Here is a 23,786-nt window from a genome sequence, read left to right on the forward strand (position 1 = left end):
CCCCCTCGATCGACTACAAAAGATAGCTTCGCACCGCTTCCACTAGCCTTTCTGTCCAAAAATTGGCTAATTCTAGGGTTTCTGCTTCCACCATCACCCGAATTAAGGGTTCTGTCCCGGAAGCGCGCACCAAAATTCTACCTTTTTCTGCCATAGCTGTCTCAGCTTTGAGGATTTCCCGCCGCAAAGGTTCACATTGCTGCCAATTACGTCGCACTTCTCTATCTTCCACCCGCACGTTGCGTAAAATCTGCGGATAGGTGACAAAGCTATGATCGACTAAGTTAGCCAAGGAAACCGCCGATTTCCGCACTAAAACCGCTAAATGTAGGGCGGTTTGCATTCCATCCCCAGAAACTCCGTAATGATGGCAGAGAATATGACCGGATTGTTCGCCCCCTAGCATGGCTCCAGTTTCCCACATTTGCGCCTGAACGTGCTGATCGCCCACGGCAGTCCGCAAGAATTGACCCCCCAGTTTTTGCCAAGCGCGTTCAAAGCCTAAATTAGCCATCACCGTTGCCACTAATAACCCATCGGGTAGCTGTCCGGCTTCTAAGAGGGAACGACCCCAAAAATAGAGAATATAATCGCCATCTACTACTCTACCTTGACTATCCACGGCCAAGACTCGATCGGCATCGCCATCGAAGGCAAACCCCAAATCCGCTTGCTGATTAATCACCGCCGCCTGTAAGCTTTCTAAATGGGTAGAACCACAATTAACGTTAATGCGATCGCCATCGGCGCGATCATGTAAACAGATAACTTCCGCCCCCAAAGCTTGGAATACTAAAGGTGCTAGGTTAACGGCTGCCCCCCAAGCTAGATCTAAAACTATTTTTAATCCCGATAGGTTAATATCCGTCCCGACGGAATCAATCACAGCTTGATAATATTTTTGGATTAATTCGGGACAAAAAGTCGCTTTTCCCCAATTTATCGGTTTATCTGCTAATTCTAAATTGCCCCTTAAACCCGCTTCTATCTGTCCTGCTAAAGTGCCAGATAATTTTAAACCGCTACTGTCAAAAAATTTAATGCCGTTGTCTTCGGGAGGATTATGACTGGCAGAAATCATGATCCCACCCATCGCTTCGCTTTCTCTGGTTAAATAGGCGACGCAGGGAGTGGGACATAATCCCAGTTGCCAGACCTCTATTCCCGCCCAAGTTAAACCCGCAGTGATAGCATTGGCTAACATATCACTGGAATTACGCGAATCTTGACCGATAATTACCGGTTTGGTGACACCAGCTTGATTTTTTAATACCTGTCCCGCCCAAAATCCGATCTGTAGCGCTAGGGGGGCAGTTAATAATTCTCCCACTTGGCCGCGAATTCCGTCTGTGCCAAACAGGGGGGATGGCGGTAATTCGATCAAACCCCCTAAGGATAACAGGGGATGCGATCGAGCTTTCTGCCCATTTTGATACGATAGAGAAGCTACCATGGCCGATTCCTTTCCTCACACAACACACTCAGAGGATAACATGATCACCGATTTTTTAAAATTAATGTTCCCAGTTGACCTTAATCCTCCTCCCGGAGTTCCTGACACTGTAGGGTGTGGGGTGTAGGGTGTGGGGTGTGGGGTGTGGGGTGTGGGGTGTAGGGTGTGGGGTGTGGGGTGTAGGGAAATGGGGAGAATAAATAAAAATAATCTCCTGAATCCTGTCTCCTGAATCCTGTCTCCTGCCTCCTGAATCCTGTCTCCTGTCTCCTGAATTAAAGATTGTTGATTTTTGCCGGAGGTCTAAGCAAGGAACCCAGGTTATTTGATAAGCTAAAACGGTAATCTTGACCCCCGAATGCCCGTGCTGATCAGTGTTGTCATCCCCACCTACAATCGCCAAGCAATCTTAAAAAAATGTTTAATCGCTCTAGAAAATCAGCGTTTAACCGATAATAAGGTGGAAAACTACGAAATAGTCGTTGTCGATGATGGCTCTACCGATGGGACGATCGCCTGGCTAGAAAGTCAAAAAGCTAATTTACCCCATCTGCAACTGTGGCAACAGGATCACGGCGGACCGGCGATCGCTAGGAATCTGGGGGTAGAAAAAGCTCGTGGTGATACAATTATCTTTATCGATAGCGATCTGGTAGTGACAGAAAATTTTCTGCAAGCCCATGCCGAAGCTTTAACCGCCGGGGCAGCCAGTCTCGGCAGCGATCGCTTATTTACCTACGGCAGCGTCATTAACACCTGTAACTTCGATCATCCCACCAGTGAACCCTATAAAATCACCGATTTCTCCGCTGCCTATTTTGCCACGGGCAACGTAGCGATCGCCAAAAAATGGTTATTAGCGGCGGGATTATTCGACACCCAGTTTCAACTCTACGGTTGGGAAGACTTGGAATTAGGAGTGAGATTGAAACAATTAGGACTAAAATTAATCAAATGTCCTGAAGCCGTCGGTTATCATTGGCATCCCCCCTTTAATCTCGCCCAAATTCCCAATCTCATCGATAAGGAAATTCAACGGGGACGGATGGGAGTGATTTTTTATCAAAAACATCCCACCTGGGAAGTGCGGATGATGATTCAAATGACTTGGATTCATCGACTGTTGTGGGGTTTACTTTCCCTGGGGGGAACCCTGAATGAACGCAGCCTCTCCCCTCTGTTACAATGGTTGATCGATCGAGGTAAACCCCAATTAGCCCTAGAAATTGCCCGCATTTTTCTCAATTGGTACAACGTGCGCGGCGTTTATCAAGCTTATCGGGAAATGCAGCCTCAGTGAAATGTCTTGCCGAACACCGATGGGGTGTGACAGGATTTAGCATCGACAACCGACTCCCTAAAACCCGAGACTTTCTACCTCACCATCGAGATAACTGCCCTCAAGGTGAACATTTGCCGATAAAAAACTTAATATTTTCTTTCTTTTTCTGATAATTGCTGCCACAATCAAAAGCAATCGGCAGAGAGAGCGGCGGAAAACACTGACCACCTTTGCCCCTTGTCAATTATCGTCCGAGATTGGGCATATTTAGAAGTAAATTTTCCTAGAGGAGGAATCCCATAATGAGTATCGTCGATATTTTAATCGGTTTTGTCGGTGGAGGTGCGATCGGGGGTGGGGCTTTATATGCCCTGCAAGAGGGAAAAATCAGGGAAGCACTGCAAAAATATGAGAAAATTCGGGCGGCTTTAGGTGAAACCGAAGCGGAGTTAAAAGACACCCAAGGACAGTTTGGCAATATCGAAGCCACCTATAGAGAAGAATTGGCTAAATTGCAAAAAGAGTTAGAAGATAGCCAAGGACGTTTACCAGAGGCAGCCAGCGCAACTGCCGCTCCAGCCGTGGAAAATGCCCATACAACCGAAATTCAGGAACTTCAACGGCAATACGAAGCTAAAATCGAGGAATTGCGCCAAAGCTATCAAAGTCAAATAGAAGGGATTATAGAAGGCAAGCAAGCGGAAATAGAAGCCCTGCGTCAAAGTCAACAGGAGCAGATTCTAGAATTAGAAAATGGCTATCAGTGGCAAATTCAACTAGAACAGGGTTATCAAAGTCAACTGTTAGAACTAGAAAACGCCCGCCAAACGGTATTGGATGAGCGAACCCCTGAAATTGTCGAACCCTGGGATGATTTCCCCGATAACCCCAGTGCCGAAGAAATCAATCCTTTTGAGGGTTTTATCACGGAAGAAACCCTAGGATTAGAACCAGAATTTGCCCCCGAAACACCCCTAGAAACGCCCGTTTCCCCCTCAGAATTCACTGGGGAAATGAATCCCTTTGATGGTTTTATCACGGAAGAAAATCTAGAGTTAGCAGCGGAATTCACTCCTGAGATGGAGATGTTTGGCGAAGAGGAAGAAACTAGAATGATCGGTAGCCTAGAAGAATTATCGGGTAATTATGATCGAATATACAGTCAAGAAACCGTTGGCAGTGACACGGGTTTCTCTGATTTATTAGCCACCGACTCGGAAAAATTCGCCGATGCCCCAAATTCTCTAGATGACTTATTTGCCGATATTAATGACAGCAATAGCCCCGAATTATTCGAGCCTTTTGCTGAAGAAACCCCTAAAGTTGCATCTAACCGCCAAAATGTTGCTTCTGTTGCGAGTGACCAAGAAGAACTGGATTTCTTCAGTATGTGGGATGAAGAAGAAGTGAGCGATCCAGAATCCCTGCCTTCTGACGAAGAATTTCCCCTTGATGATCTATTTAGCGATGATTTATTCTCGGATTGGGACAATAGCAAAACCACGACGCCAGAATCTCATCAGTAGGCAGATTGCCCGCTATCAAGGCAGAAGACAGAATTTCTTCCCCACCCGATTTCTGGCTTCTGACTTTCTTAGTATATCGGCATAAGTACCTAAGCAAAATTAATTACACATATCTAACCACCTCTTGCCCCTTGCATGAGTGCCTATCTTCACTAGGAAATTTATTTTGCACGACCACTTATATCGGCCGTGTCCCCGTGTCCACCTATTCCCTTACCATAAAAAAATCAAAAAACTGTATCAAAAGTAACAGACACGGGTAAAAAAAACAAATAAGATATGTCAGGATGTCGTGCGCCCACTTGACTCTAGCTAAATCTTATTTTAAGGAGATTTCCCTGTGAAACTCGCTATTACACATCTTGTTTTATCCACCGCCACTTTCGGCCTAATGTTGGCTGTGCCGCAGAACGCCCAAGCCGCAGGCCTGATTCCCCGTGTCGAGGCCACAGCACCAGGTTTTACTACTAACTCCCAGGGGAGTCTAGCCGCTACTACCAACGGATTTGGGCTGCAGGGTCCGCCGCTTGACAGGCCAACTCTGACGGGAACTCACGCGCAGACAAATACTGGTATGACTAATCCCAATGCTTGGCGGACACCTCTACTGACCGCCAGTACCGTCGGAAACGTTACTATCGATTTTGCTTTCGGTCGTATCTATAATCTTGCTGGGTTTAGTTTCTGGAACCTTGGCGGTGATATGACATCAGCCGGTCAGGGGATTAACGGCGTGACGATTCAATACTCCAGCAACGGTGGAACAAATTGGACTACTCTGACTGACCCTGGCGTTCCAGCTTCCTTTAGCAAAGGCCCGGCTACAGGTGTTGTGTCCGCGCAACAGGTCAGTTTTAGCCCAGTCTATGCGACTAATGTTAGATTTATCAACATGAGTAACCATGGAATAACTGCTCCTACTAACTATCGTCTCGGCTTCAATGAGATTCAATTTACATCAATCCCCGAACCTTCCACCACCCTGGCTCTGTTAGCCTTGGGTTTAGCGGGTATGGGTCTTGGTCTGAGAAAAAGAATTTAATTTTTGGATGGTAGGTGGGGTTATGGGATAACACCGGGTAACCAATCTACTCACTTAGAGCAACCAACAGGGAGAAGTCTAAATCTTAGGTAGAGTTGCGTCAATGGTCGTTGGAGCAACAAGGGTGGCAGTGAAATTTTCGGATGGAGAATAAATCGTTAAGGTTTCACCACTGGAAGAAAACATCGCTCGTCCCTAGCAGATTTGACATTTTCCCAATCGGGACGCAAAGGATAAAGATTAGTAAGCCCCATAGTTGCCCCTTGCTAGGGGAATTTTTTTGCTGGAAAATAACGTTCGCCCCCAGCCCAGCCAAGACCCTCTAAATGGAACCCGTGGTCGAGAAAAATTAGAAAAACAGCCCTAGAGTTTCTGGCGAGTGCTATAAAGGTAAATAGTCATTTTGATCGCCTACTTGTCCTAACCATGCCACGCACCCAACGTAACGATAACTTTATTGATAAATCTTTTACCGTCATGGCGGATATCATTTTAAAGATCCTGCCCGCCAATAAAAAAGCCAAGGAAGCCTTTGTTTATTACCGTGATGGGATGTCTGCCCAAGCTGACGGCGAATACGCCGAAGCTCTAGATAACTACTATGAAGCGTTAACCTTAGAAGAGGATCCTAACGATCGCAGTTATATCCTCTACAATATCGGCATTATCCACGCTAGTAACGGCGAGCATGAAAAGGCTCTGGAATACTACGAAGAAGCTATCCAACTTAATCCTAGAATGCCCTCTGCCTTGAATAATATCGCTGTTATTTACCATTTTCAAGGGGAAAAAGCCAGAGAAGACGGCCGACAAGCGGAAGCGGAAGCACTCTACGACAAAGCGGCAGAATACTGGAAACAAGCCATCCGATTAGCCCCCAATAACTACATTGAAGCCCAAAACTGGCTGAAAATCACCGGGCGATCGGAAATTGATGTTTTCTTCTAAATTGAGGAGACAGGATTCAGGAGTCAGGAGTCAGGAAATTGCTTTTATTTATTCTCCCCAATTGATAATTCATAATTGATAATTCATAATTTCCACTCCCTCACTCCCCAATTGATCATTCATCATTCATAATTCCCCATTTCTCCCATGATCGATCGAGCAACAGTTGAAAAAATCGCCCATTTAGCCCGTTTAGAGATTGATAGCGGCGAAGAAGAACAATTTGCGGCGCAATTAAGCGGAATCCTCGATTATTTCGAGCAGTTAAGCGAATTAGACACGGAAAATGTGCCACCCACCACGCGAGCGATCGAAATTCAAAATATCACTCGCGCCGATAGTAATAGACTTTATCCCGATCACGAGGTCTTAGTGCAAGAATCGCCGGCCCCAGAAGGGGATTATTTCCGGGTTCCCCGTATTCTCAACACCGACGAAGACTAAATCAGTGACCACTATTTACTGTTTACTGATCACTGATTTAGATGCCATCTAGGGTTTTTGCTGCTATCTTGGACTAAGATCAGACCTAGCAATGGAGACATAATATAATGATCGCATCCCAAGATGTGGCACCATTTCAGCTTATTTCGACCGTAGAATCGGCAGCAACAGAATTTAGGCCTTGGGGTTCTTTCACCACCCTAGAAGAAGGTCCCGGTTATAAAATCAAGCGGATTGAAGTAAATCCGGGTCATCGTCTCAGTTTACAGATGCACTACCATCGCAGTGAACACTGGATTGTGGTTTCGGGGACGGCAAAAGTCACCTGTGGAGATAACGAAGAAATTCTCGGAGCCAATCAGTCCACTTATGTGCCGCAGTGTACCGCTCACCGTCTGGAAAACCCCGGGGTGATCAAATTGGTGTTAATTGAAGTGCAGAATGGGGAATATTTAGGAGAGGATGATATAGTCCGTTTTCAGGATGATTATGCTCGCCATCAGAGCTAAGACAGTGTTTAGGGGGACAGAAGGGCAAGAAACTATATTTTCGCCCCAAAAACCCTTTTAGGTTAGTCTGCCTGACTGTCTTCCCTGTTGTCAAGGCTACTCAAGTTATAGAACAATTTTCTTTTCCGTGCGGGTAGTGGTTTTCCTCCATGGCAGAAAAATAAACTTCCCCTAGACCTTGTGTGGGAAGCTTGAGGAAAGCTGGGCTAGGGGAAATAATTTATTCCTTTGCTGGATTAACTCTAGCATATAACTCTGATTTGTCAGGACTATAACAGCCAGATGTCAATTCTATGACAAAGAAAAGCCGCTCATAAGCTGCCCCCGCATCTAAATTGCTGGTTGAGATGAGGCACTCTTGCACTCTTGCAACAGGAAAGGGATTGGGGGAGATTCAGCTAATCTAAGGATAGGCCGTTAAAATGCGTCTTAGCTTATTCAGGAGATTATTTTTATTTGTTCTCCGCTCTCCCCTCTCCCCACCTGCCAATTCGTAATTTATGGTTCTTCGGTTTGTCTTATGCAATGTACAGGATTATAAGGAATGAAACTCTTATAGAGAAAGACATTTGGCGATTTTTGTCAATTGTTTTTGATCTAGAGCGAACTAATCAATTAAGTCTCTTGCCAGATAAGGATTTCTCCCGTCCACCTATTTTCTGAGAATTCTAGAGGTACTTGTAAATATTTGTTACAACGAGACGAGGAAAAATCTGAGGACAGGGACAGAAGAAAGGATTATCGACGGGGATCAAGGATTTCAGCAGGAAACTGCATTGGGGATCAAGAGAAACCGATTGTAAAGTTTTCGATACCTCTCGCCGATTCTTGTAATAGTTCGATACATATAACATAGATGATTAGCGATGATTGTAAATTTATATTGCGAATAGCTCATCTTCTTCGGTGTTTTCCCTATACTGGTTTTCATCAACTTTGAGCCGACGTGCAGAAAAGTTAGACCACCAAGTTTGTAAGAGGTCAGGAAGATGCAATTAACCGCAAGAAATAACTGGGGCTACGTTTCTTTAGCAATGCTAAAAAGCTTTCTTCTCTGGAGTTTCGTCCTCACTGTCTGTTTATTAGTAGTGGGATTTCCTTTAGTAGTATTAATGATGACAGTGGGAGCATTGTCGGCGATTATCTTACAGTCAGTTTTACCGATTAGTTCCGTGCTTTTAGTGGCGGGAATGATTATTGGTATCAATATTTTGGCTATCCTAATTAGTGCCGCTTTATTAACAGCAAAAGGTGTTCATCCCCATGAAGTTAGCTGGTTGCACTGGTTACACGGTGAGGTAAAAACCTCTCATCAAGCTGTTTATGCTTCTTGTCCCCTAACTTGCGGGGTAGTTCATTAAATCTGATTTTCTTACAGTGGAATTACTTACCTTTTTTCTATTTAGATTTATTTAAGTTTTCAACTGCTTTATCGGTTGATTATACACACTCCAAGCTAGTGCAACCCGGTTTTACCGGGTTTTTTCATCGTTATTGAGCTAAAGCAGTTATCTGAATAATGGGGAGTCGGTCTTCGCTCAAATTAGGTTAAACTTGATCTATTATCAGAAAGGCTGTAACTGAATATTAGAAGACAGGGAGATGAGAGCTTTTGATAACTGAAAACTCACATCTGATAACTGATAACTGATAACTGATAACTAACCGGTATAATGGGGGAGAAAACCGGAAAAAATCGATGTCTAGCCTTCCAGAAACCGACAATCCCAGCTACAAGGTCATCTTAGGGGCATTAAACCATTTAATCACCGTTGTTGCCCGTTTACGAGATCCAGAAAGCGGCTGTCCTTGGGATTTAGCCCAAACCCCAGAAACCCTGATTCCCTACGTTATCGAAGAAGCTTATGAGGTGGTAGCGGCGATTAAAAGCGGTGATAAAACTGCCATTGCCGAGGAATTAGGCGATTTACTGCTACAGGTGGTTTTACAAGCCCAAATTGCCAGTGATGAGGGTAATTTTAGCCTAGAAGAAGTGGCTAGAGGCATCACCGATAAATTAATTCGTCGTCATCCCCACGTTTTCGGGGAGCTATCCTTAGAAAATCCCGAACAGGTGCGTCAAAATTGGGAGAAAATCAAAGCTGAGGAAAAAAATGACCCGACTATTAGCGGCAAATTAACCCGTTATGCCCAAACTTTACCACCCTTAATGGGGGCGATGAAAATTTCTCGGCAAGCAGCGCGAGTCGGTTTTGAATGGGAAAATATCGCGGGAGTCTGGGAAAAATTTGGCGAAGAGTTAGCAGAATGGCAAGAGTCCCTAGAATCTAGCGATAAAGAGCATCAACAGGCAGAATTAGGCGATTTACTCTTTACTATTGTCAATCTTGCTCGCTGGTATAATTTAGACCCCAGTATCGCTTTACAAGAGACTAATCTGCGTTTTATTCAACGTTTTTCCCTAGTGGAATCTGTGGCGGAAAAGCCTCTCCATGACTATACACTAGAGGAATTAACAGTTTTTTGGCAGCAAGCGAAAGCTAAGTTAAGCTAAACGGCTTTTACTTCGAATCACCGATATAGACTCCAAAAGGGTTATAGCTATACCAACCATCATCTGGGCAATAATGCAAGAGCAAGAAATTAATAAGGACAAATCTAAGAGTTTTTGGGCTTCTATTCGAGAAAATCTGCAAATTATCGCTATAGCTTTAGTTTTAGCCCTATTGATCCGCACTTTTGTGGCTGAACCTCGTTTTATCCCCTCCGATTCTATGTTACCCACTTTAGAACAGGGCGATCGCTTAGTGGTGGAAAAACTTTCTTACGATTTCCATCCCCCTCGACGGGGGGATATCGTCGTCTTTGAACCGCCGGCACAATTACAATTACAGGGATATCAAAAGGACCAAGCTTTTATTAAAAGAGTGATTGCCACAGCAGGGGATGTGATTGCTGTCAAGGAGGGCAAAATTTACCTGAATAATCAACCCTTGGCAGAGGATTATATTCTCGAATCCCCTCAATATAATTTAATGCCTTTGCTTGTGCCGCAAAATAATTTATTTGTCATGGGAGATAATCGCAATAATAGCAATGACTCCCATATCTGGGGGTTTTTACCGGAAAATAACGTGATTGGTAGGGCGGTTTTTCGCTTTTTTCCTTTTAATCGTTTGGGGATTTTAGGGGGGAATAGCTAACAGGAATTTTTAGTCTTGATGATGTTGAACAATTAAGACGGAACAGGGGGCATGATGGAGAACATAATTACTCACACTACCTAAGAATAACTCTCCTAGACCCGATCGCCCACGCCGACCGATGACAATTAAATCAATATTTTCCTCTCGCGCCACTTTACAGATAGTTTTGGCGGCATGACCGTAAATTTGCCGGTATTCTCCCTTTACACCCATTTCTCCCGCCTGATTAGCCCTTTTTTGCAACATTGCCACCCCTTTCTGCTCAAATTCTTCCCATTGTTGCCGCCAAAAATCAAGAGTCAGATCATTGCCCTGGGCGGGGTAAATATCGGCTAAATTGGGTGGAATCGGTAAAGGGCTATAATCTTCTTCAGGAGAAAGGACGTGCAGTAGTAGGAGGTTAGCTTCGTACTTACTGGCTAAGGATACAGCCTCCTTAAAAACACTCTCCCCCATCTCCGACAAATCTACTGCTATCAAGATTTTTTGATACATTTTTCCACCTCTGCAACCATGCCTTATTTAACGGAATCCGACGCTATTAGGAATGCGATCGATCACTTTTCTCATTTTCCCATTCTTTGGTTAGATACGGAAGTAGCCGATTACGATAGCAAGACTCCCCGTTTGTCTCTGATTCAAATTCTGGCTGATTCCACGGACTTAACGGGGGAGCGGGTGACAATTTTGGATGTTCTTGATCGACCCGATCTTACTAACTATTTTATCACTAAAATCATGCTGGTTGACCGGATAGAAAAGGTTTTTCACAATGCTAGTTATGATTGTAAATTTTTGGGCGGTAAGGGCAAAGTTAAAAAAATCACCTGTACCCTAGAGTTAGCTAAAAAGGTTCCCTACTATATTGCTCCCTTACCCAATTATCAACTGAAAACCGTGGCTGAATGTCTTTGTCATTTTCCCGCTATCGATAAAAGTGAACAGGGGGGTAATTGGGGCAAAAGACCTTTAACCGCGGACCAGCTAGAATATGCACAAAAAGACCCCGTATATACAGCCCAAATCCACCATCGTCTTTTGCAGCTTTCCCATTTAATTACTCCTGATCCCGCGGGTGAGAATCTGGAAAGATTAACTAATCGTTATTGGGAAATTTACCAGCAATGGAAGATTTTAGATACAGAGATGGAACATCTCAAGGAACGTTTAAAGTCGGCAATGATTGAGCAACAAGCTGCGGAGATTAACGGGTTTTCGGTCAGTTATCAAAATCGCACTGGCAAAAAAGTTAAACTGGCCGAATTAGCCAAAGTTGTCTATTTATCGGGCCAGGATAGCCAAATATCTCTCTCCTTAACTAATGATTTTCTCAAAGAATTGGGGGATTTAGCCCAAGGGTTAACTATCGAGGAAACTCGCCAAAAAATCAGTCAATTGACCATTAAACAAAGTGAAGCTGACTTGAGATGATTATAGCAGAATAGGAGTCAATACCAAATTAGGTTATACTTGATGCGGATGAGAAAGGCTGTAATAGCTAGAAAAAATTGCTTGCGGGGATAATCTAAATGACTGTAAAGATCGCTTATCTGGGGCCGGTGGGAACCTATTCAGAAACAGCCGCTTTAGCATTTGCTAACAGTTTACCACCCCAGCCTCGTCAATTAATACCCTATCCTAGCATTGCCTTGGCCTTGCGATCAGTTGTCCAAAATCAGGCCGATTTAGCAGTGGTCCCGGTGGAAAATTCCACCGAAGGAAGTGTGGTAATGACTCTTGATGCTTTATGGCAATTACCCGGGTTACAGATTCAACAAGAATTAGTTTTACCGATTTCCCATGCACTTCTATCTCCCAGACAATCGCTAACAGAAATTAAAACCGTTTATTCTCATCCCCAAGCTTTAGCCCAATGTCAAAAGTGGCTAGAAAATAATTTACCTAACGTGCCGATTATTCCCACCAATTCTACCACAGAAGCGATTCAAATTCTCGATCGAGAGGCTAATTCGGCCGCTATTGCTTCCCCCCGGGCGGCAAAACTCTATAATGTACCAATATTAACACAACCAATTAATGATTATCCCGATAATTGTACCCGTTTTTGGGTAATGGCTGTAACTTCCCATCCTCAAGGTGAGCGGATGTCCCTCGCTTTTCAAGTTTTAGATCAACCTGGTGCTTTAGTCAAACCTTTAGAAGTTTTTGCCAAACGTCAGCTTAATTTATCTCGGATCGAATCGCGACCAACTAAACGATCTTTAGGGGAATACATATTTTTTATTGATCTAGAAATTAATCCAGATCAACAGCATTTAATCGGGGCAACTTTAGAAGAATTAACCAATTATACCGATGCGATCAAGGTTTTTGGTGCTTATCAGGTGGTTAATTTGCCTGTAGAGAGTTTAGAGGAATTATAAACTAAATTCCTCATAAATTACAGAAATTAAATAGAGATATTTTAGATTTTAAGAGAGGGAAGAATCGGCAAAGATGAGTTTTCCTCTGGGGTAGAATCAAGCTTTCTTTCCCCAACTAGAGGAAGAATAATTTCTACAGTTGTTCCTAAACCTTTACCTTGACTAGAGATAGTAATATCTCCCTCCATCATTTTCATAAAATTCTTAGAAATAGCTAATCCTAAACCCGTACCGCTAAATTTTCTAGTTGTGGAACCATCAATCATCACAAAAGGGCGAAATAATTTTAATTGCTGCCGGGGATCTATACCGATTCCTGTATCGATTATAGTCATAATAGCCTGTGGATGTTCTAAGTGAGTTATTAAAGAAATTGTGCCTCTATCAGTAAATTTAATTGAGTTAGAAATAACATTCAAAATTACCTGTTTTAATTTAGTGGGATCAGCATAAACTATCGGATTTTCTGGACAGAAAAGTAAATTTAATTTTAAGCACTTAAGTTGCAGCGATGCTGTTTGTAAATTAATAACTTCATTGATAATTTGGTGTAAATCTACTGGTTCAGGATTAACGGAAAGTTTGCCCGCTTCTATTTTAGCAATACTGAGAATATCATCAATAATTCCTAACAGATGTACGGCTGCATTATCCGCTTGTTGCAGATATTCTTTTTCTTCCTCCTCGCTATTACAAAATCCATCCATAACGCAACGAATTGAGCCAATAATACCATTAAGAGGGGTGCGTAATTCGTGGGAAGTATTCGCCAAAAATTGGTTTTTTAATTGATTGGCATTTTCCGCTTCTTGCCAACTCTTAACTATTTCCTCTCCCCAAAGGCGTAAACGTTCGAGCATTTCCTCTAAGGCCGAGGCTAACTGATTAATTTCTCGAATATCAAAGTTTTCTGGTCTAATCTTTTGGGAAGGAATTTTTTGAATATTTAAGGCATAATCTCGCAGTTTTTCTAAAGGTCTAGCTAAATCCCTGGCGATCAGTATAATAGCTACTAAATAAGCTAATAATAAACCAGAAATCAGATAAAAAATTGCCTCCCAAATTTGTTGCAGAGGAGCCAGAGCTTGGGAGAGGGGACTAATGGCTAAAACTATCCATTTTTGGGATGATTCTCCCGTAACTGGACTGGGGAGGGAACTATAACCAGCGACTAATTCTTTGCCATCTTTCTCGAAAGAAAATAAATGCAAGAAATTTTGTTTTCCTCGGATAGCATTATTGATAATACTATTTAAGCGTTCAGCATCAGCTTCTTGACTGATATGGCTACCAATGCGATCAAAATAGGGATGAGCGAGAATAATGCCATTTTCAGAAATAACCACGGGATAACCTGACAAAGAACCGGGTAAAACCTTCTCACGGTAAAGGAGAGAAGCTTGCAGAATCAGACTAGATTGTAATTGTCCTTGATTATCGTAGATGGGAACGGCAAAAACTAATTCTAATTGACGATTATTATTGGGAGATTTAATTAGAAATTTTCGGGGTAAACTTCTAACTAAAATATTTTCGATATTACCAGCAAAGCTAGTCCGTTTTTCTGTCCATCTTTCCAGGGACAAAACTTTGATAATTTCTGGTTCACAGGCTCGATTTAATAAAGGTTGCTTGGTCTTAATATCAATTAATTCCACACAGTTAATCTGATTAGGAAGTCGCGCCGTGAATTGTTGTAAAAAAGCTTCTTTTTCGGCTAAGGTTCCCTGTTTTAAACCCAGACTTTCGCTCGCAGTGATAAGATTGGCCTGCAAAAGTTGAATTGATTGCTCAATATTATCTGCTTTTCTGATGGCACTTTCGGTAAGATTTTGACGAGCCGTTTCCAAAAAAGCCGATCGCGCCTTACGATAGGTGACATAAACTCCCATTAGTAGTACAGGTACACTGACCAAGAGTAAGCGAGAGAGCAGAATACGACGAAAGGAGGATTGACCGATAGGCATAGGCAGAAATTGGTTTGATTCTTGCTATCAAACTCTAGACTATACTAGCCTATTCACCAATCGGACCGGGTGATATCCCCGAGCATTTGCCATGAATCGTCCTCACACCACCGTTATTTTAGCCATGAGTGCCGATGGTAAAATTGCCGACGCCTACCAGTCGGCGGCCAGGTTTGCCTCTGCTACCGATAAAATGCGTCTAGAACAACATTTATCCCGCATGGATGCCGCTTTATTCGGTGCCAACACCCTGCGCGCTTATCACACCAGTCTTCCTATCCGTCATGGCGATTTTCTCGCATACCGTCAACAACGGGGATTATCTCCGCAGCCGATACAGATCGTTTGTTCTCATTCAGGCCTGCTTGATCCCGGGATGAAATTTTTTCAGCAGCCTTTCCCTCGCTGGTTAATCACCGCAGCGGAAAAAGTGGCGGCATGGGAAAATCGGGGTTTATTTGAGCTTGTCTTAGTCTGCGGTGATTGGAAGGCTATTTTTAGGCAATTTACCGCCCTAGGTATCAAAAAGCTGGCGATTCTGGGAGGTGGTGAATTAATTGCCTCTCTTTTAGCTGAAGATTTAATCGATGAAATCCATCTAACCATTTGTCCGTTGCTGTTAGGAGGCAATAAAGCGGCAACTCCTCTGGCAGGAACTGGATTTATGGCTGATTCTGCCAGAAAATTACAACTTTTGAGCGTGGAAACCGTGGAAGAAGAAATTTTCTTACATTATTCCCTTGAACGGCAGTCCCATAAATCTCAAAACTAGATTACCTTAAATAGGGTCTGCTGAAAAAGTTTGTTGGTGGGGGCAGGGTGTGGGGTGTAGGGTGTAGGGTGTAGGGTTTTACTGATTTTGAGGTACTCAGTTACCTAATTTTCAGGGAAAAAGTCCCGGAATTTTACCCCTAATCACTCCCAGTCCGGTACTTTTTGATTGACAAAAAGTCTAAAAGTCTTACCCAACAAGGGTTTTAGATTTATTCAGCAAACCTTAAATAAAAAGGTTGACTTATCTTGTCCCATGGTAGAACAGCTTAAACCCCAATATTCTGTCGTTTGGATTGATAAAATGAGTGAGATTCCCCAACAAAAATGGGATGCTCTCGCTCAACCCCTAACTACTCCCTTTCTCGAGTGGGAATGGTTACATAATATCGAAACTTCCGGCAGCGCCACGGGACGCACGGGGTGGCAACCTGCTCATCTAACAGTTTGGTGCGGTGCTGAGTTAATTGCCGCCGCTCCTTTGTATATTAAAAGTCATAGTTACGGTGAATTTGTCTTTGACCATCAATGGGCAGATCTTTCCCATCGTTTAGGGATTAGATACTATCCGAAACTGTTAGGAATGACCCCTTTTACTCCGGCGGTGGGTTATCGTTTTTTAATTGCTCCGGGGGAAAATGAACTGGAGATTACTGCTTTAATGATAGCGGCAATCGATCATTTTTGTGACCAAAATAATCTGTCGGGTTGTCATTTTCTTTTTGTGGATCCCCAATGGCGAATTTTAATGGAAAATTTTGGCTTTACTCCCTGGTTACACCATAGTTATATTTGGAATAACAAAGGTTTTCAAAGTTTTGAAGATTATCTGACGGTTTTTAATGCTAATCAACGCCGCAACATTAAACGGGAACGGAAAGCGGTGACTAATGCGGGGTTAATTATTAAAACTCTGGCTGCCGAAGAAATTCCCCATCATTTATTCCCGTTAATTTATCGGTTTTATAGCAGTACCTGTGATAAATTTTATTGGGGAAGTAAATATCTGACACAGAAATTTTTTGAACAATTATATCCGAATTATCGTCAGCGAGTGGTTTTGATTACTGCCTACCAGAATGAAAAGGATACTAAACCGGTGGGTTTATCTTTTTGTATTCGCAAAGATACTAATCTTTATGGTCGTTACTGGGGAAGTTTTCAAGAGTACGACTGTTTACATTTTGAAGCTTGTTACTATCAACCGATCGATTGGGCAATTAGTCAAGGTATTACCATGTTTGACCCCGGCGCGGGAGGACAACATAAAAAAAGACGGGGTTTTCCCGCCACTGCCAATCACAGTTTACACCGTTTTTATCATGGTAAAATGACTCAAATTCTCCGCAACTATATCCAGGAAATTAATCAAATGGAACAGGAAGAAATTGAGGCAATCAATCAAGATTTACCCTTTTCTAAGAGAGAAATTGAGTTGAACGAGTAATTTAGATAGGGTTTGTCCTTGGGTGCAATCAACTATGAATACGAGGTTCCGGGTGCAGAGTAGTGAGAATTTCACTTTCGAGCGCCGCTAGGGTTTCTAAGCGTTGCTCGATCACTGTCCGTTCAAAATAATCCGCTGCTAATAGCCAATAAATACCATAATGACGCGCTTCGGAAGCCATTAAACCGCGATAAAATTGAGCTAATTGAGGATCGGGACAATATTCTGCCAATAAACCTAATCTTTCGTGGGAACGCGCCTCGATTAAAGCTGATATTAACAGCGAATCCAAAAGGCGATCAGGTTCTTGGTGACGAATCTGGGCCTTTAATTTAGCACCATAAGGGGGAGAATTCAAGGGAGCGAGGGGAATTCCCCATTTATCTAACCATTGATTGACCTGTTCAAAATGTTCTAATTCCTCTTGTGCGATCGCAGTTAATTTCCGCACGAGGGAAGCGTAGGAAGGATAACGAAACATGAGATTTAAGGCCACTCCTGCCGCTTTTCGCTCACAATGGGAATGATCGAGCAGAATAATCTCTAAATTATTAATTGCCTGTTCTATCCAATCCTCAGAGGTGGCACTGACTAATAAATTAATCTTTCCCATCGTCGCTGATTCCAATTTGCTGCCTCTTTCACCCTAACCCAAAAAGTCGAACAACACCAGTCAAAAACTAAGGACACGGCTTCTGTGATAGCCTAGATGATCGGTGAAGCATAAACACGGCCAATCAATCAGATGGATTTTTTACTGGAAGTCGGTACAGAAGAACTACCCGCAGATTTTGTCGATAGCGCGATCGCACAATTGCAGGAAAGAGTTAGCAAGAGTTTAGAGACGGAATCTCTGGACGCGACTGCTATTCAAGTTTACGCAACCCCGCGCCGTTTGGCCGTGTTAATCACAGGATTACCGAGGGAGCAAGAAGATCGCAGCGAGGAGATCAAAGGACCCCCAGTTAGTGCCGCCTACAAAAATGGTCAAATTACCCCCGCTGGTGAGGGTTTTGCTCGAAAACAGGGAGTTAGCACCGATGCTTTCTCAATTCGCACCACAGACAAAGGAGAATTTGTCTATATTGAAAAAACGATTCCGGGTCGTCAAACAGCCGAGATTTTAACTGAATTAATTCCCCAATGGATTACCCGTTTGGAAGGAAGACGTTTTATGCGTTGGGGAGATGGAGATTTAAGATTTCCCCGGCCAATTCGTTGGTTATTAACTTTAGTGGATGGGGAAGTTTTACCCCTAGAATTAATTAATGGCTCTACCACTTTAACCAGCGATCGCTTAACTTTTGGTCATCGCATTCTACACCCGCAATCCTTAGCCATTAGTCATCCCCAAGCATATTTAACCAGTTTGCGCTCGATTTTTGTGGAAGCGGATCCGCAAGTGCGTCAACAGATAATTACCGATCAGATTACCACCCTGGCCAAAACACTGGAGGGAGTGGCAGAAATTCCCGCAGATTTATTAGCAGAAGTGACTAACTTAGTCGAATATCCCACGGCAATTGTCGGCAAATTTGACGATGAATTTCTGGAATTACCCCCGGAAGTAATTATTACCGTGATGGTGACACATCAGCGTTATTTCCCAGTCAAGACTAAACAGGGTTTGTCACCCTATTTTATTACTATTTCCAATGGCGATCCCCAGAAATCTGAGATTATCTCCGCAGGAAATGAAAGGGTTATCCGCGCACGGTTAGCCGATGCCAGATTTTTCTATACTGCCGATTGTGATGAACCCTTAGATAGTTTCCTTCCCCAACTGGAAAACGTCACTTTCCAAGAAGAATTGGGAACCATGCGCGATAAAGTCGATCGGATTATGGAAATTGCCCAGATGATCGTCGAACAGTTAAATCTCGATGAACAAAGTCGCAGTGATATAGAGTCCACTGCCATGCTTTGTAAAGCGGATTTAGTTACCCAAATGGTTTATGAATTTCCTGAATTACAGGGAGTAATGGCCGAAAAATATGCTTTAATTAGTGGTGAATCGGCTGTAGTTGCCCGGGGCATTTTTGAACATTATCTGCCTCGCAATGCCGGGGATCTACTCCCGGAAACAATAACCGGTCAAGTGGTGGGAATTGCCGACAGATTGGATACTTTAGTCGGTATTTTTGGACTGGGAATGCTGCCCACTGGTTCTTCAGATCCCTTCGCTCTCCGTCGGGCTGCCAATGCAATAATTAGTATTATCTGGTCAGCCGATTTTAATATCAATCTTTTGGCATTAATTGAGCAAATAGCTCAGGATTTTGTCACCAGTCATCCCGATAAACCCAACCCAGTCAATCTGATTAAAGATTTTTTTTTACAACGTCTGCAAACTCTCTTAATTGATGATTTGAGCATAGATTACGATCTCGTTAATGCAGTTTTAGGGGAAAACGATCCGGAGTATAAGTCTCGCGCTTTAGAAAATTTATTAGATACCCGTGAACGCGCTCGCTTTTTATCCCAAATTCGTCAGGATGGTCAGTTAGCCAACATCTATGAAACCGTCAATCGCTCGACCCGTTTAGCACAAAAAGGAGATTTAGATACAACTACCCTAGAAGCCAAGGCAATCATCAATACGGAGTTATTTGAACAATCCTCCGAATCAGCATTTTATAACGCTTTAATTGCCCTAATTCCCGAAACTATCAGCGCAAGAGAGCAAAGAGATTATCAGCGTCTCCTCACTGCTTTAACGGCAATTTCTCCCCTGGTGGCTGACTTTTTTGATGGCGAAAATAGTGTGTTAGTGATGGCAGAAAAAGAATCTGTCCGTCGCAATCGTTTAAATCTGTTGGGTTTACTGCGAAATCACGCCCGAGTCCTAGCAGATTTTGGCGCAATTGTCAAGGGATAATTCAGTTATCAGTTATCAGTTATCAGTTATCAGTTATCAGTTATCAGTTATCAGTTATCAGTTATCAGTTATCAGTTATCAGTTATCAGTTATCAGTTATCAGTTATCAGTTATTCACTGAAAACACTTCCTAATTCATAATTCATAATTCCTAATTCATAATTCATAATTCATAATTCATAATTCATAATTTATAATTCCCCACTGATAAATGAAATGGCCGATTCTGAACTACAGCAACAAGTCCAAAGATTACATCGACTGACAGTATGGGGTCGTTGGTTATTCGTGTTGGGTTGTTGGTTAGGGATTGGTTCGGCGAGTTTATGGGTTTTATGGGATGATATAGCCTTAATGCGGCAATATTTTACTTGGACAGCCCTAAGATACGCTTTAGCTTTCAATTACTGGCCTTCTATCGGTCTAGCCTTTTGTCTTGCCATTACAGGAGCAGTGTTAGTCTGGCAAAGTCGCAACATTATTTTAGGACTTTCCCCCAGAGAAAAACTGCGCTTAGAGCAACGGGTGCGGAAAATTCGGGACGAAGGGTCGCGTCATCCCCTCTGGCGCTGGATCTTAAAAAGCAGGGAAAAAGACTTACAATGATAAAGCTTTGCTGAAAGCTGACGGCTAGAACCCCCACTAGATATAATTCTTTACGCAACAACTATTGACTTTTGAATCCACTTATGACCGTGACTCCCCAAGCTCCTCCGAAAACTCGCCGCGTGGTTTTTCCCTTCACCGCTATTGTCGGCCAGGAAGAAATGAAATTATCCCTAATGCTCAACGTCATCGACCCCAAAATTGGCGGGGTGATGATTATGGGGGATCGAGGTACGGGAAAATCGACCACAATTAGGGCTTTAGCCGACCTTTTACCAGAAATTGACGTAGTTGCTAACGATCCCTTTAATTCTGACCCCAATGATCCCGATTTAATGAGCGATGAGGTGCGGCAAAGGGTGGACGAGGCCATCCCCTTGACCATTGCCAAGAAAAAAGTCACTATGGTAGATCTGCCCCTCGGTGCGACGGAGGATCGGGTCTGTGGCACGATTGACATCGAAAAAGCCCTGTCAGAAGGGGTAAAAGCTTTTGAACCAGGATTGCTGGCCAAAGCTAACCGCGGCATTCTCTATGTGGATGAAGTCAATTTACTTGACGATCACCTCGTCGATGTGCTATTGGATTCGGCCGCTAGTGGTTGGAATACGGTGGAACGGGAAGGAATTTCCATCCGTCACCCGGCCCGGTTTGTTTTGGTGGGATCGGGCAACCCAGAAGAGGGAGAATTGCGCCCACAACTGCTCGATCGCTTTGGAATGCACGCCGAGATTCACACCGTCAAAGAACCACCTCTACGGGTCAAAATCGTGGAACAGCGTGCGGAATTTGATGGCAATCCCCTCTCGTTTTTAGAGAAATATAACTTAGAACAGGAAGAACTGCAAAGAAAGCTAGTGGAGGCCCAAAATCTTTTGCCTTCCGTTGAGCTTGATTATGATCTGCGGGTGAAAATTTCCGAGGTTTGTTCCGAGTTGGACGTGGATGGATTGCGCGGCGATATCGTTACCAATCGCGCCGCTAAAGCTCTGGCCGCTTTAGAAGGACGGACAACTGTGACGGTAGATGATATCCGTCGGGTAATTGTTCTCTGTTTACGTCACCGTTTGCGGAAAGATCCCTTAGAATCGATCGATTCTGGTTATAAAGTCTTGAAAGCTTTTAATCGCGTCTTTGGATTAGAAGAAAATTCCTAAACCCCACTTCACCCTCTCCCCGAAGAGAGGGTTTTTGACTGGATTTAGAGATGAAGGCCAAAAAGGGCTAGATGTGGCCAAATAAGCTAGAATTTTATCGATCGCTGTTATTCTCTGGGGGAATGTCCATGTGGGTTGAAAGTATAAAACTCGAAAACATTAAATGCTTCCAGAATCAAGAGATTAAATTTATTAGTAATCCCAAGAATCAACGTCATTGGCGTGCTAAACCTTGTCGTTGGATCACTTTATTAGGAGAAAATGGAGTAGGAAAAAGCACGATTTTACAGGCTTTGGCTTTGCTGCTCGCAGGACCAGAAGCAGCCAAAGAATTATTACCACGTCCGACCGGTTGGATATGTAATCCTAAAACACCGGGTAAATTAACCGCAGTGCTTCATCAAGAAGATGGAGATGCGGGAAAATTTGGTACGGATAAAACTCGAAAAACTTTTGCTTATTCCTATTTTGTTACAGGCAAGGAAAGGTTAGAGTTAGGAGGCAGTAAGGACAAACAAACCTATACAGAACCAGCATTAATCGAAGAAAATACTAAAATTTTAAGTTGGTTGCGAGCCAATGCTTTTGCCTCCGATAATCATGGTTGGTTTGCCGTCGGTTATGGAGCTTTCCGTCGTTTGACACGAGTGAGTCAAGTGATCATTCCTAGTCTTGAACCTCCGAAACGCTCTAGCAACTTTTTCAGCCAATTTAATGAGGATACATCTTTAAGTTCTTTTGAGAGATGGATGGTGTATTTAGATTATCGAATAGCCAAAAATCCTGAAGATAGTCAAGCCAAACAAATGAAAAAAATCGGCGAAGAAGCAATTACTAAACTGTTACCCGGTAATGTAGAAATTGCTGAAGTAACTGCCGATGCCTTGATTCAGTTTCTAGTTAACGGTCAAAAAGTTCCAACCATTAGTTTATCCGATGGTTTTCGGAGTATGATTGCTTTAGCTGGGGATTTAATTTGGCGATTATTACAATCCTTCCCCAATCTAGATGACCCCACAAAGGCTTCTGGAGTCGTCTTAATCGATGAGTTAGATATTCATTTACATCCTTCTTGGCAAAGGGAAATTGCTGGATGGTTACAGGAAGTTTTTCCCAACCTTCAATTCTTTGTCGCTACTCATAGTCCTTTAATCGCTGCCGGTGCGGGGGAAAAGTCTTTAACCCTACGAATCGATCTGGTAGCGGGTGAATCAGAGATTGTAGAAATTCCTTATTTAGAATTAGCGGCTAATGTTGATCGTACTTTAACAAGTGCTGCTTTTGGTTTGAAATCAACCTTTCCCACTGAGACAGAAAATAAAATTAAGCGTTACCACCAACTAAATCGTAAAAATAAAAATCTGGCAGCAGAAGAAAAGCAAGAATATGAACAACTGTCATTATTTGTTCAAGACGTTAAACCCTTTGGCGAAATTAGTCAACCTAATAGTTTAGAATCCCGAATTGATGCCTTACTAGAGGAGCGTTTGTCTTGATTCCTGTCACCAGAATATCAGAGCCACCCGTATTAGCTAAAAATGCCGCTCGTTGGCTAGAGGCTTTAGAATCAATAAAATCAAACAACAAGGCAACTAAAGCTCAAATTAACCAAGCACAAAATAAATACAGTCATCCGCAAGTTAAAGACGCATTAGTTAAAATGTTTAATGGGAAATGCGCTTACTGTGAAAGTAAGATTACAGTGGTAACTTACGGAGCGATCGAACATTTTTATCCAAAAAGCCAGTATCCTGATCTGACTTTTACTTGGGAGAATTTACTGCTTTCTTGTGATAAATGTAATGATGCCAATCACAAAGGCACAAATTTTCCTCTCGATGATATCACAGGAAATCCTCTGTTAATAGACCCCACGGATGGAGTAACCGATCCGAATACACATCTTGAATTTGTTTGGGATGAAATGGCAAAATTGGCCAGTGTTTATGGTCGGGATCGACGTGGTCAAATTGTTGAAGATTTGTTCGATCTCAATGGTATGCGTGGACGAAAAGAATTAATTAACTATCGTAGTCAATATATTAAAAGGTTGTTAGCATTATTACGTTTAGCAAAACAAGGAGACTCGGAGGCTTTATCTTTACTGCAAGAAGCTTGTCAATCGGGAGCGGAATATTATGCTTTTGCTAGTATTTATATACTGCCTCATTTGCCTCCCTAAAATCAGGGGTAATTATTATCTAC

At 42.9% G+C, this 23,786-nt stretch carries 22 protein-coding genes; 18 read left to right on the forward strand and 4 right to left on the reverse strand.

Going from position 1 to position 23,786, the window contains the following annotated elements; genetic code table 11:
- Window positions 1–13: 13 nt before the first annotated feature.
- Entirely contained in the window at window positions 14–1,453 is a 1,440-nt protein-coding gene (gene glmM, locus LW728_RS16055; protein WP_287767258.1) for a phosphoglucosamine mutase, read from the reverse strand.
- A 358-nt stretch (window positions 1,454–1,811) separates the two neighbouring features.
- Between glmM and LW728_RS16060 the strand changes: the two genes are divergently transcribed.
- From LW728_RS16060 to lepB, 9 genes are all read left to right on the forward strand, one after another.
- Window positions 1,812–2,753 (forward strand): glycosyltransferase family 2 protein, encoded by a 942-nt coding sequence (locus tag LW728_RS16060; protein ID WP_287667954.1) that lies wholly within the window; start codon window positions 1,812–1,814, stop codon window positions 2,751–2,753.
- Window positions 2,754–3,037: 284 nt separating this feature from the next.
- On the forward strand, window positions 3,038–4,261 hold the full coding sequence (locus LW728_RS16065) for a GumC domain-containing protein (RefSeq protein ID WP_287767259.1): 1,224 nt from the start codon (window positions 3,038–3,040) through the stop codon (window positions 4,259–4,261).
- Between the two features lie 391 nt (window positions 4,262–4,652).
- Window positions 4,653–5,303: a PEP-CTERM sorting domain-containing protein gene (locus LW728_RS16070; protein ID WP_353845709.1), complete on the forward strand. Its 651-nt coding sequence runs from the start codon at window positions 4,653–4,655 to the stop codon at window positions 5,301–5,303.
- A gap of 426 nt (window positions 5,304–5,729) precedes the next feature.
- On the forward strand, window positions 5,730–6,251 hold the full coding sequence (locus LW728_RS16075) for a photosystem I assembly protein Ycf3 (RefSeq protein WP_002803355.1): 522 nt from the start codon (window positions 5,730–5,732) through the stop codon (window positions 6,249–6,251).
- Between the two features lie 147 nt (window positions 6,252–6,398).
- Window positions 6,399–6,695 (forward strand): Asp-tRNA(Asn)/Glu-tRNA(Gln) amidotransferase subunit GatC, encoded by a 297-nt coding sequence (gene gatC, locus LW728_RS16080; RefSeq protein WP_149989327.1) that lies wholly within the window; start codon window positions 6,399–6,401, stop codon window positions 6,693–6,695.
- Between the two features lie 107 nt (window positions 6,696–6,802).
- Entirely contained in the window at window positions 6,803–7,204 is a 402-nt protein-coding gene (locus tag LW728_RS16085; protein ID WP_002803359.1) for a phosphomannose isomerase type II C-terminal cupin domain, read from the forward strand.
- Window positions 7,205–8,193: 989 nt separating this feature from the next.
- Window positions 8,194–8,565, forward strand: a complete 372-nt coding sequence (locus LW728_RS16090) for a hypothetical protein (protein ID WP_106908523.1) — start codon at window positions 8,194–8,196, stop codon at window positions 8,563–8,565.
- 338 nt (window positions 8,566–8,903) lie between these two features.
- Entirely contained in the window at window positions 8,904–9,719 is an 816-nt protein-coding gene (gene mazG / locus LW728_RS16095) for a nucleoside triphosphate pyrophosphohydrolase (RefSeq protein ID WP_002803370.1), read from the forward strand.
- 73 nt (window positions 9,720–9,792) lie between these two features.
- Window positions 9,793–10,368, forward strand: coding sequence for a signal peptidase I (gene lepB, locus LW728_RS16100; protein ID WP_287666412.1), 576 nt, complete (start codon window positions 9,793–9,795; stop codon window positions 10,366–10,368).
- A 9-nt stretch (window positions 10,369–10,377) separates the two neighbouring features.
- Here lepB and LW728_RS16105 read toward each other — a convergent pair whose 3' ends face one another.
- The gene (locus LW728_RS16105; RefSeq protein WP_061430996.1) at window positions 10,378–10,866 is read right to left on the reverse strand and encodes a universal stress protein; all 489 of its coding nucleotides are present in this window, start codon (window positions 10,864–10,866) and stop codon (window positions 10,378–10,380) included.
- 18 nt (window positions 10,867–10,884) lie between these two features.
- Between LW728_RS16105 and LW728_RS16110 the strand changes: the two genes are divergently transcribed.
- Window positions 10,885–11,802: a ribonuclease D gene (locus LW728_RS16110; RefSeq protein WP_287767262.1), complete on the forward strand. Its 918-nt coding sequence runs from the start codon at window positions 10,885–10,887 to the stop codon at window positions 11,800–11,802.
- 98 nt (window positions 11,803–11,900) lie between these two features.
- Window positions 11,901–12,755: a prephenate dehydratase gene (gene pheA, locus LW728_RS16115; RefSeq protein ID WP_002803374.1), complete on the forward strand. Its 855-nt coding sequence runs from the start codon at window positions 11,901–11,903 to the stop codon at window positions 12,753–12,755.
- Window positions 12,756–12,796: 41 nt separating this feature from the next.
- Here the strand turns inward: pheA and LW728_RS16120 are convergent, their stop codons facing one another.
- Complete coding sequence (locus tag LW728_RS16120) at window positions 12,797–14,722, reverse strand: sensor histidine kinase (RefSeq protein WP_287767264.1); 1,926 nt, start codon at window positions 14,720–14,722, stop codon at window positions 12,797–12,799.
- Window positions 14,723–14,813: 91 nt separating this feature from the next.
- Here LW728_RS16120 and LW728_RS16125 point away from each other — a divergent pair, with 91 nt between their 5' ends.
- The gene (locus tag LW728_RS16125; RefSeq protein WP_002803376.1) at window positions 14,814–15,494 is read left to right on the forward strand and encodes a RibD family protein; all 681 of its coding nucleotides are present in this window, start codon (window positions 14,814–14,816) and stop codon (window positions 15,492–15,494) included.
- A 255-nt stretch (window positions 15,495–15,749) separates the two neighbouring features.
- A complete protein-coding gene (locus tag LW728_RS16135; protein WP_287767266.1) occupies window positions 15,750–16,940 on the forward strand; it encodes a GNAT family N-acetyltransferase in 1,191 nt (396 codons plus the stop codon).
- A gap of 28 nt (window positions 16,941–16,968) precedes the next feature.
- On the opposite strand, the gene LW728_RS16140 is transcribed toward LW728_RS16135, so the two are convergent.
- Window positions 16,969–17,553 carry a MiaE family protein gene (locus LW728_RS16140; RefSeq protein ID WP_002803378.1) on the reverse strand — a complete coding sequence of 195 codons (585 nt, stop codon included), beginning with the start codon at window positions 17,551–17,553 and terminating at the stop codon, window positions 16,969–16,971.
- 132 nt (window positions 17,554–17,685) lie between these two features.
- On the opposite strand from LW728_RS16140, the gene glyS reads away from it, so the two are divergent.
- The 5 genes from glyS to LW728_RS16165 all read left to right on the forward strand — a co-directional run bounded on the left by glyS (window position 17,686) and on the right by LW728_RS16165 (window position 23,763).
- Window positions 17,686–19,818, forward strand: coding sequence for a glycine--tRNA ligase subunit beta (gene glyS, locus LW728_RS16145; RefSeq protein ID WP_287767267.1), 2,133 nt, complete (start codon window positions 17,686–17,688; stop codon window positions 19,816–19,818).
- A gap of 216 nt (window positions 19,819–20,034) precedes the next feature.
- On the forward strand, window positions 20,035–20,424 hold the full coding sequence (locus tag LW728_RS16150) for a hypothetical protein (RefSeq protein WP_002803382.1): 390 nt from the start codon (window positions 20,035–20,037) through the stop codon (window positions 20,422–20,424).
- Between the two features lie 83 nt (window positions 20,425–20,507).
- On the forward strand, window positions 20,508–21,581 hold the full coding sequence (gene bchI / locus LW728_RS16155) for a magnesium chelatase ATPase subunit I (RefSeq protein ID WP_002803387.1): 1,074 nt from the start codon (window positions 20,508–20,510) through the stop codon (window positions 21,579–21,581).
- Window positions 21,582–21,652: 71 nt separating this feature from the next.
- Window positions 21,653–23,077: an AAA family ATPase gene (locus tag LW728_RS16160; protein WP_287767269.1), complete on the forward strand. Its 1,425-nt coding sequence runs from the start codon at window positions 21,653–21,655 to the stop codon at window positions 23,075–23,077.
- Window positions 23,074–23,763: a retron system putative HNH endonuclease gene (locus LW728_RS16165; RefSeq protein ID WP_072924024.1), complete on the forward strand. Its 690-nt coding sequence runs from the start codon at window positions 23,074–23,076 to the stop codon at window positions 23,761–23,763. The genes LW728_RS16160 and LW728_RS16165 overlap by 4 nt, the downstream gene beginning before the upstream one ends.
- Window positions 23,764–23,786: the final 23 nt, after the last annotated feature.

Origin of the sequence: Microcystis sp. 49638_E5, from assembly GCF_021300285.1 — a bacterium.
Taxonomy (GTDB): Bacteria; Cyanobacteriota; Cyanobacteriia; order Cyanobacteriales; family Microcystaceae; genus Microcystis; species Microcystis aeruginosa_C.

Bases quoted from the DNA above. Each gene is read 5' to 3' on its own strand.
- glmM (WP_287767258.1), bottom strand. From the start codon at position 1,453: ATGGTAGCTTCTCTATCGTATCAAAATGGGCAGAAAGCTCGATCGCAT.
- LW728_RS16060 (WP_287667954.1), top strand. From the start codon at position 1,812: ATGCCCGTGCTGATCAGTGTTGTCATCCCCACCTACAATCGCCAAGCA.
- LW728_RS16065 (WP_287767259.1), top strand. From the start codon at position 3,038: ATGAGTATCGTCGATATTTTAATCGGTTTTGTCGGTGGAGGTGCGATC.
- LW728_RS16070 (WP_353845709.1), top strand. From the start codon at position 4,653: ATGTTGGCTGTGCCGCAGAACGCCCAAGCCGCAGGCCTGATTCCCCGT.
- LW728_RS16075 (WP_002803355.1), top strand. From the start codon at position 5,730: ATGCCACGCACCCAACGTAACGATAACTTTATTGATAAATCTTTTACC.
- gatC (WP_149989327.1), top strand. From the start codon at position 6,399: ATGATCGATCGAGCAACAGTTGAAAAAATCGCCCATTTAGCCCGTTTA.
- LW728_RS16085 (WP_002803359.1), top strand. From the start codon at position 6,803: ATGATCGCATCCCAAGATGTGGCACCATTTCAGCTTATTTCGACCGTA.
- LW728_RS16090 (WP_106908523.1), top strand. From the start codon at position 8,194: ATGCAATTAACCGCAAGAAATAACTGGGGCTACGTTTCTTTAGCAATG.
- mazG (WP_002803370.1), top strand. From the start codon at position 8,904: ATGTCTAGCCTTCCAGAAACCGACAATCCCAGCTACAAGGTCATCTTA.
- lepB (WP_287666412.1), top strand. From the start codon at position 9,793: ATGCAAGAGCAAGAAATTAATAAGGACAAATCTAAGAGTTTTTGGGCT.
- LW728_RS16105 (WP_061430996.1), bottom strand. From the start codon at position 10,866: ATGTATCAAAAAATCTTGATAGCAGTAGATTTGTCGGAGATGGGGGAG.
- LW728_RS16110 (WP_287767262.1), top strand. From the start codon at position 10,885: ATGCCTTATTTAACGGAATCCGACGCTATTAGGAATGCGATCGATCAC.
- pheA (WP_002803374.1), top strand. From the start codon at position 11,901: ATGACTGTAAAGATCGCTTATCTGGGGCCGGTGGGAACCTATTCAGAA.
- LW728_RS16120 (WP_287767264.1), bottom strand. From the start codon at position 14,722: ATGCCTATCGGTCAATCCTCCTTTCGTCGTATTCTGCTCTCTCGCTTA.
- LW728_RS16125 (WP_002803376.1), top strand. From the start codon at position 14,814: ATGAATCGTCCTCACACCACCGTTATTTTAGCCATGAGTGCCGATGGT.
- LW728_RS16135 (WP_287767266.1), top strand. From the start codon at position 15,750: ATGGTAGAACAGCTTAAACCCCAATATTCTGTCGTTTGGATTGATAAA.
- LW728_RS16140 (WP_002803378.1), bottom strand. From the start codon at position 17,553: ATGGGAAAGATTAATTTATTAGTCAGTGCCACCTCTGAGGATTGGATA.
- glyS (WP_287767267.1), top strand. From the start codon at position 17,686: ATGGATTTTTTACTGGAAGTCGGTACAGAAGAACTACCCGCAGATTTT.
- LW728_RS16150 (WP_002803382.1), top strand. From the start codon at position 20,035: ATGGCCGATTCTGAACTACAGCAACAAGTCCAAAGATTACATCGACTG.
- bchI (WP_002803387.1), top strand. From the start codon at position 20,508: ATGACCGTGACTCCCCAAGCTCCTCCGAAAACTCGCCGCGTGGTTTTT.
- LW728_RS16160 (WP_287767269.1), top strand. From the start codon at position 21,653: ATGTGGCCAAATAAGCTAGAATTTTATCGATCGCTGTTATTCTCTGGG.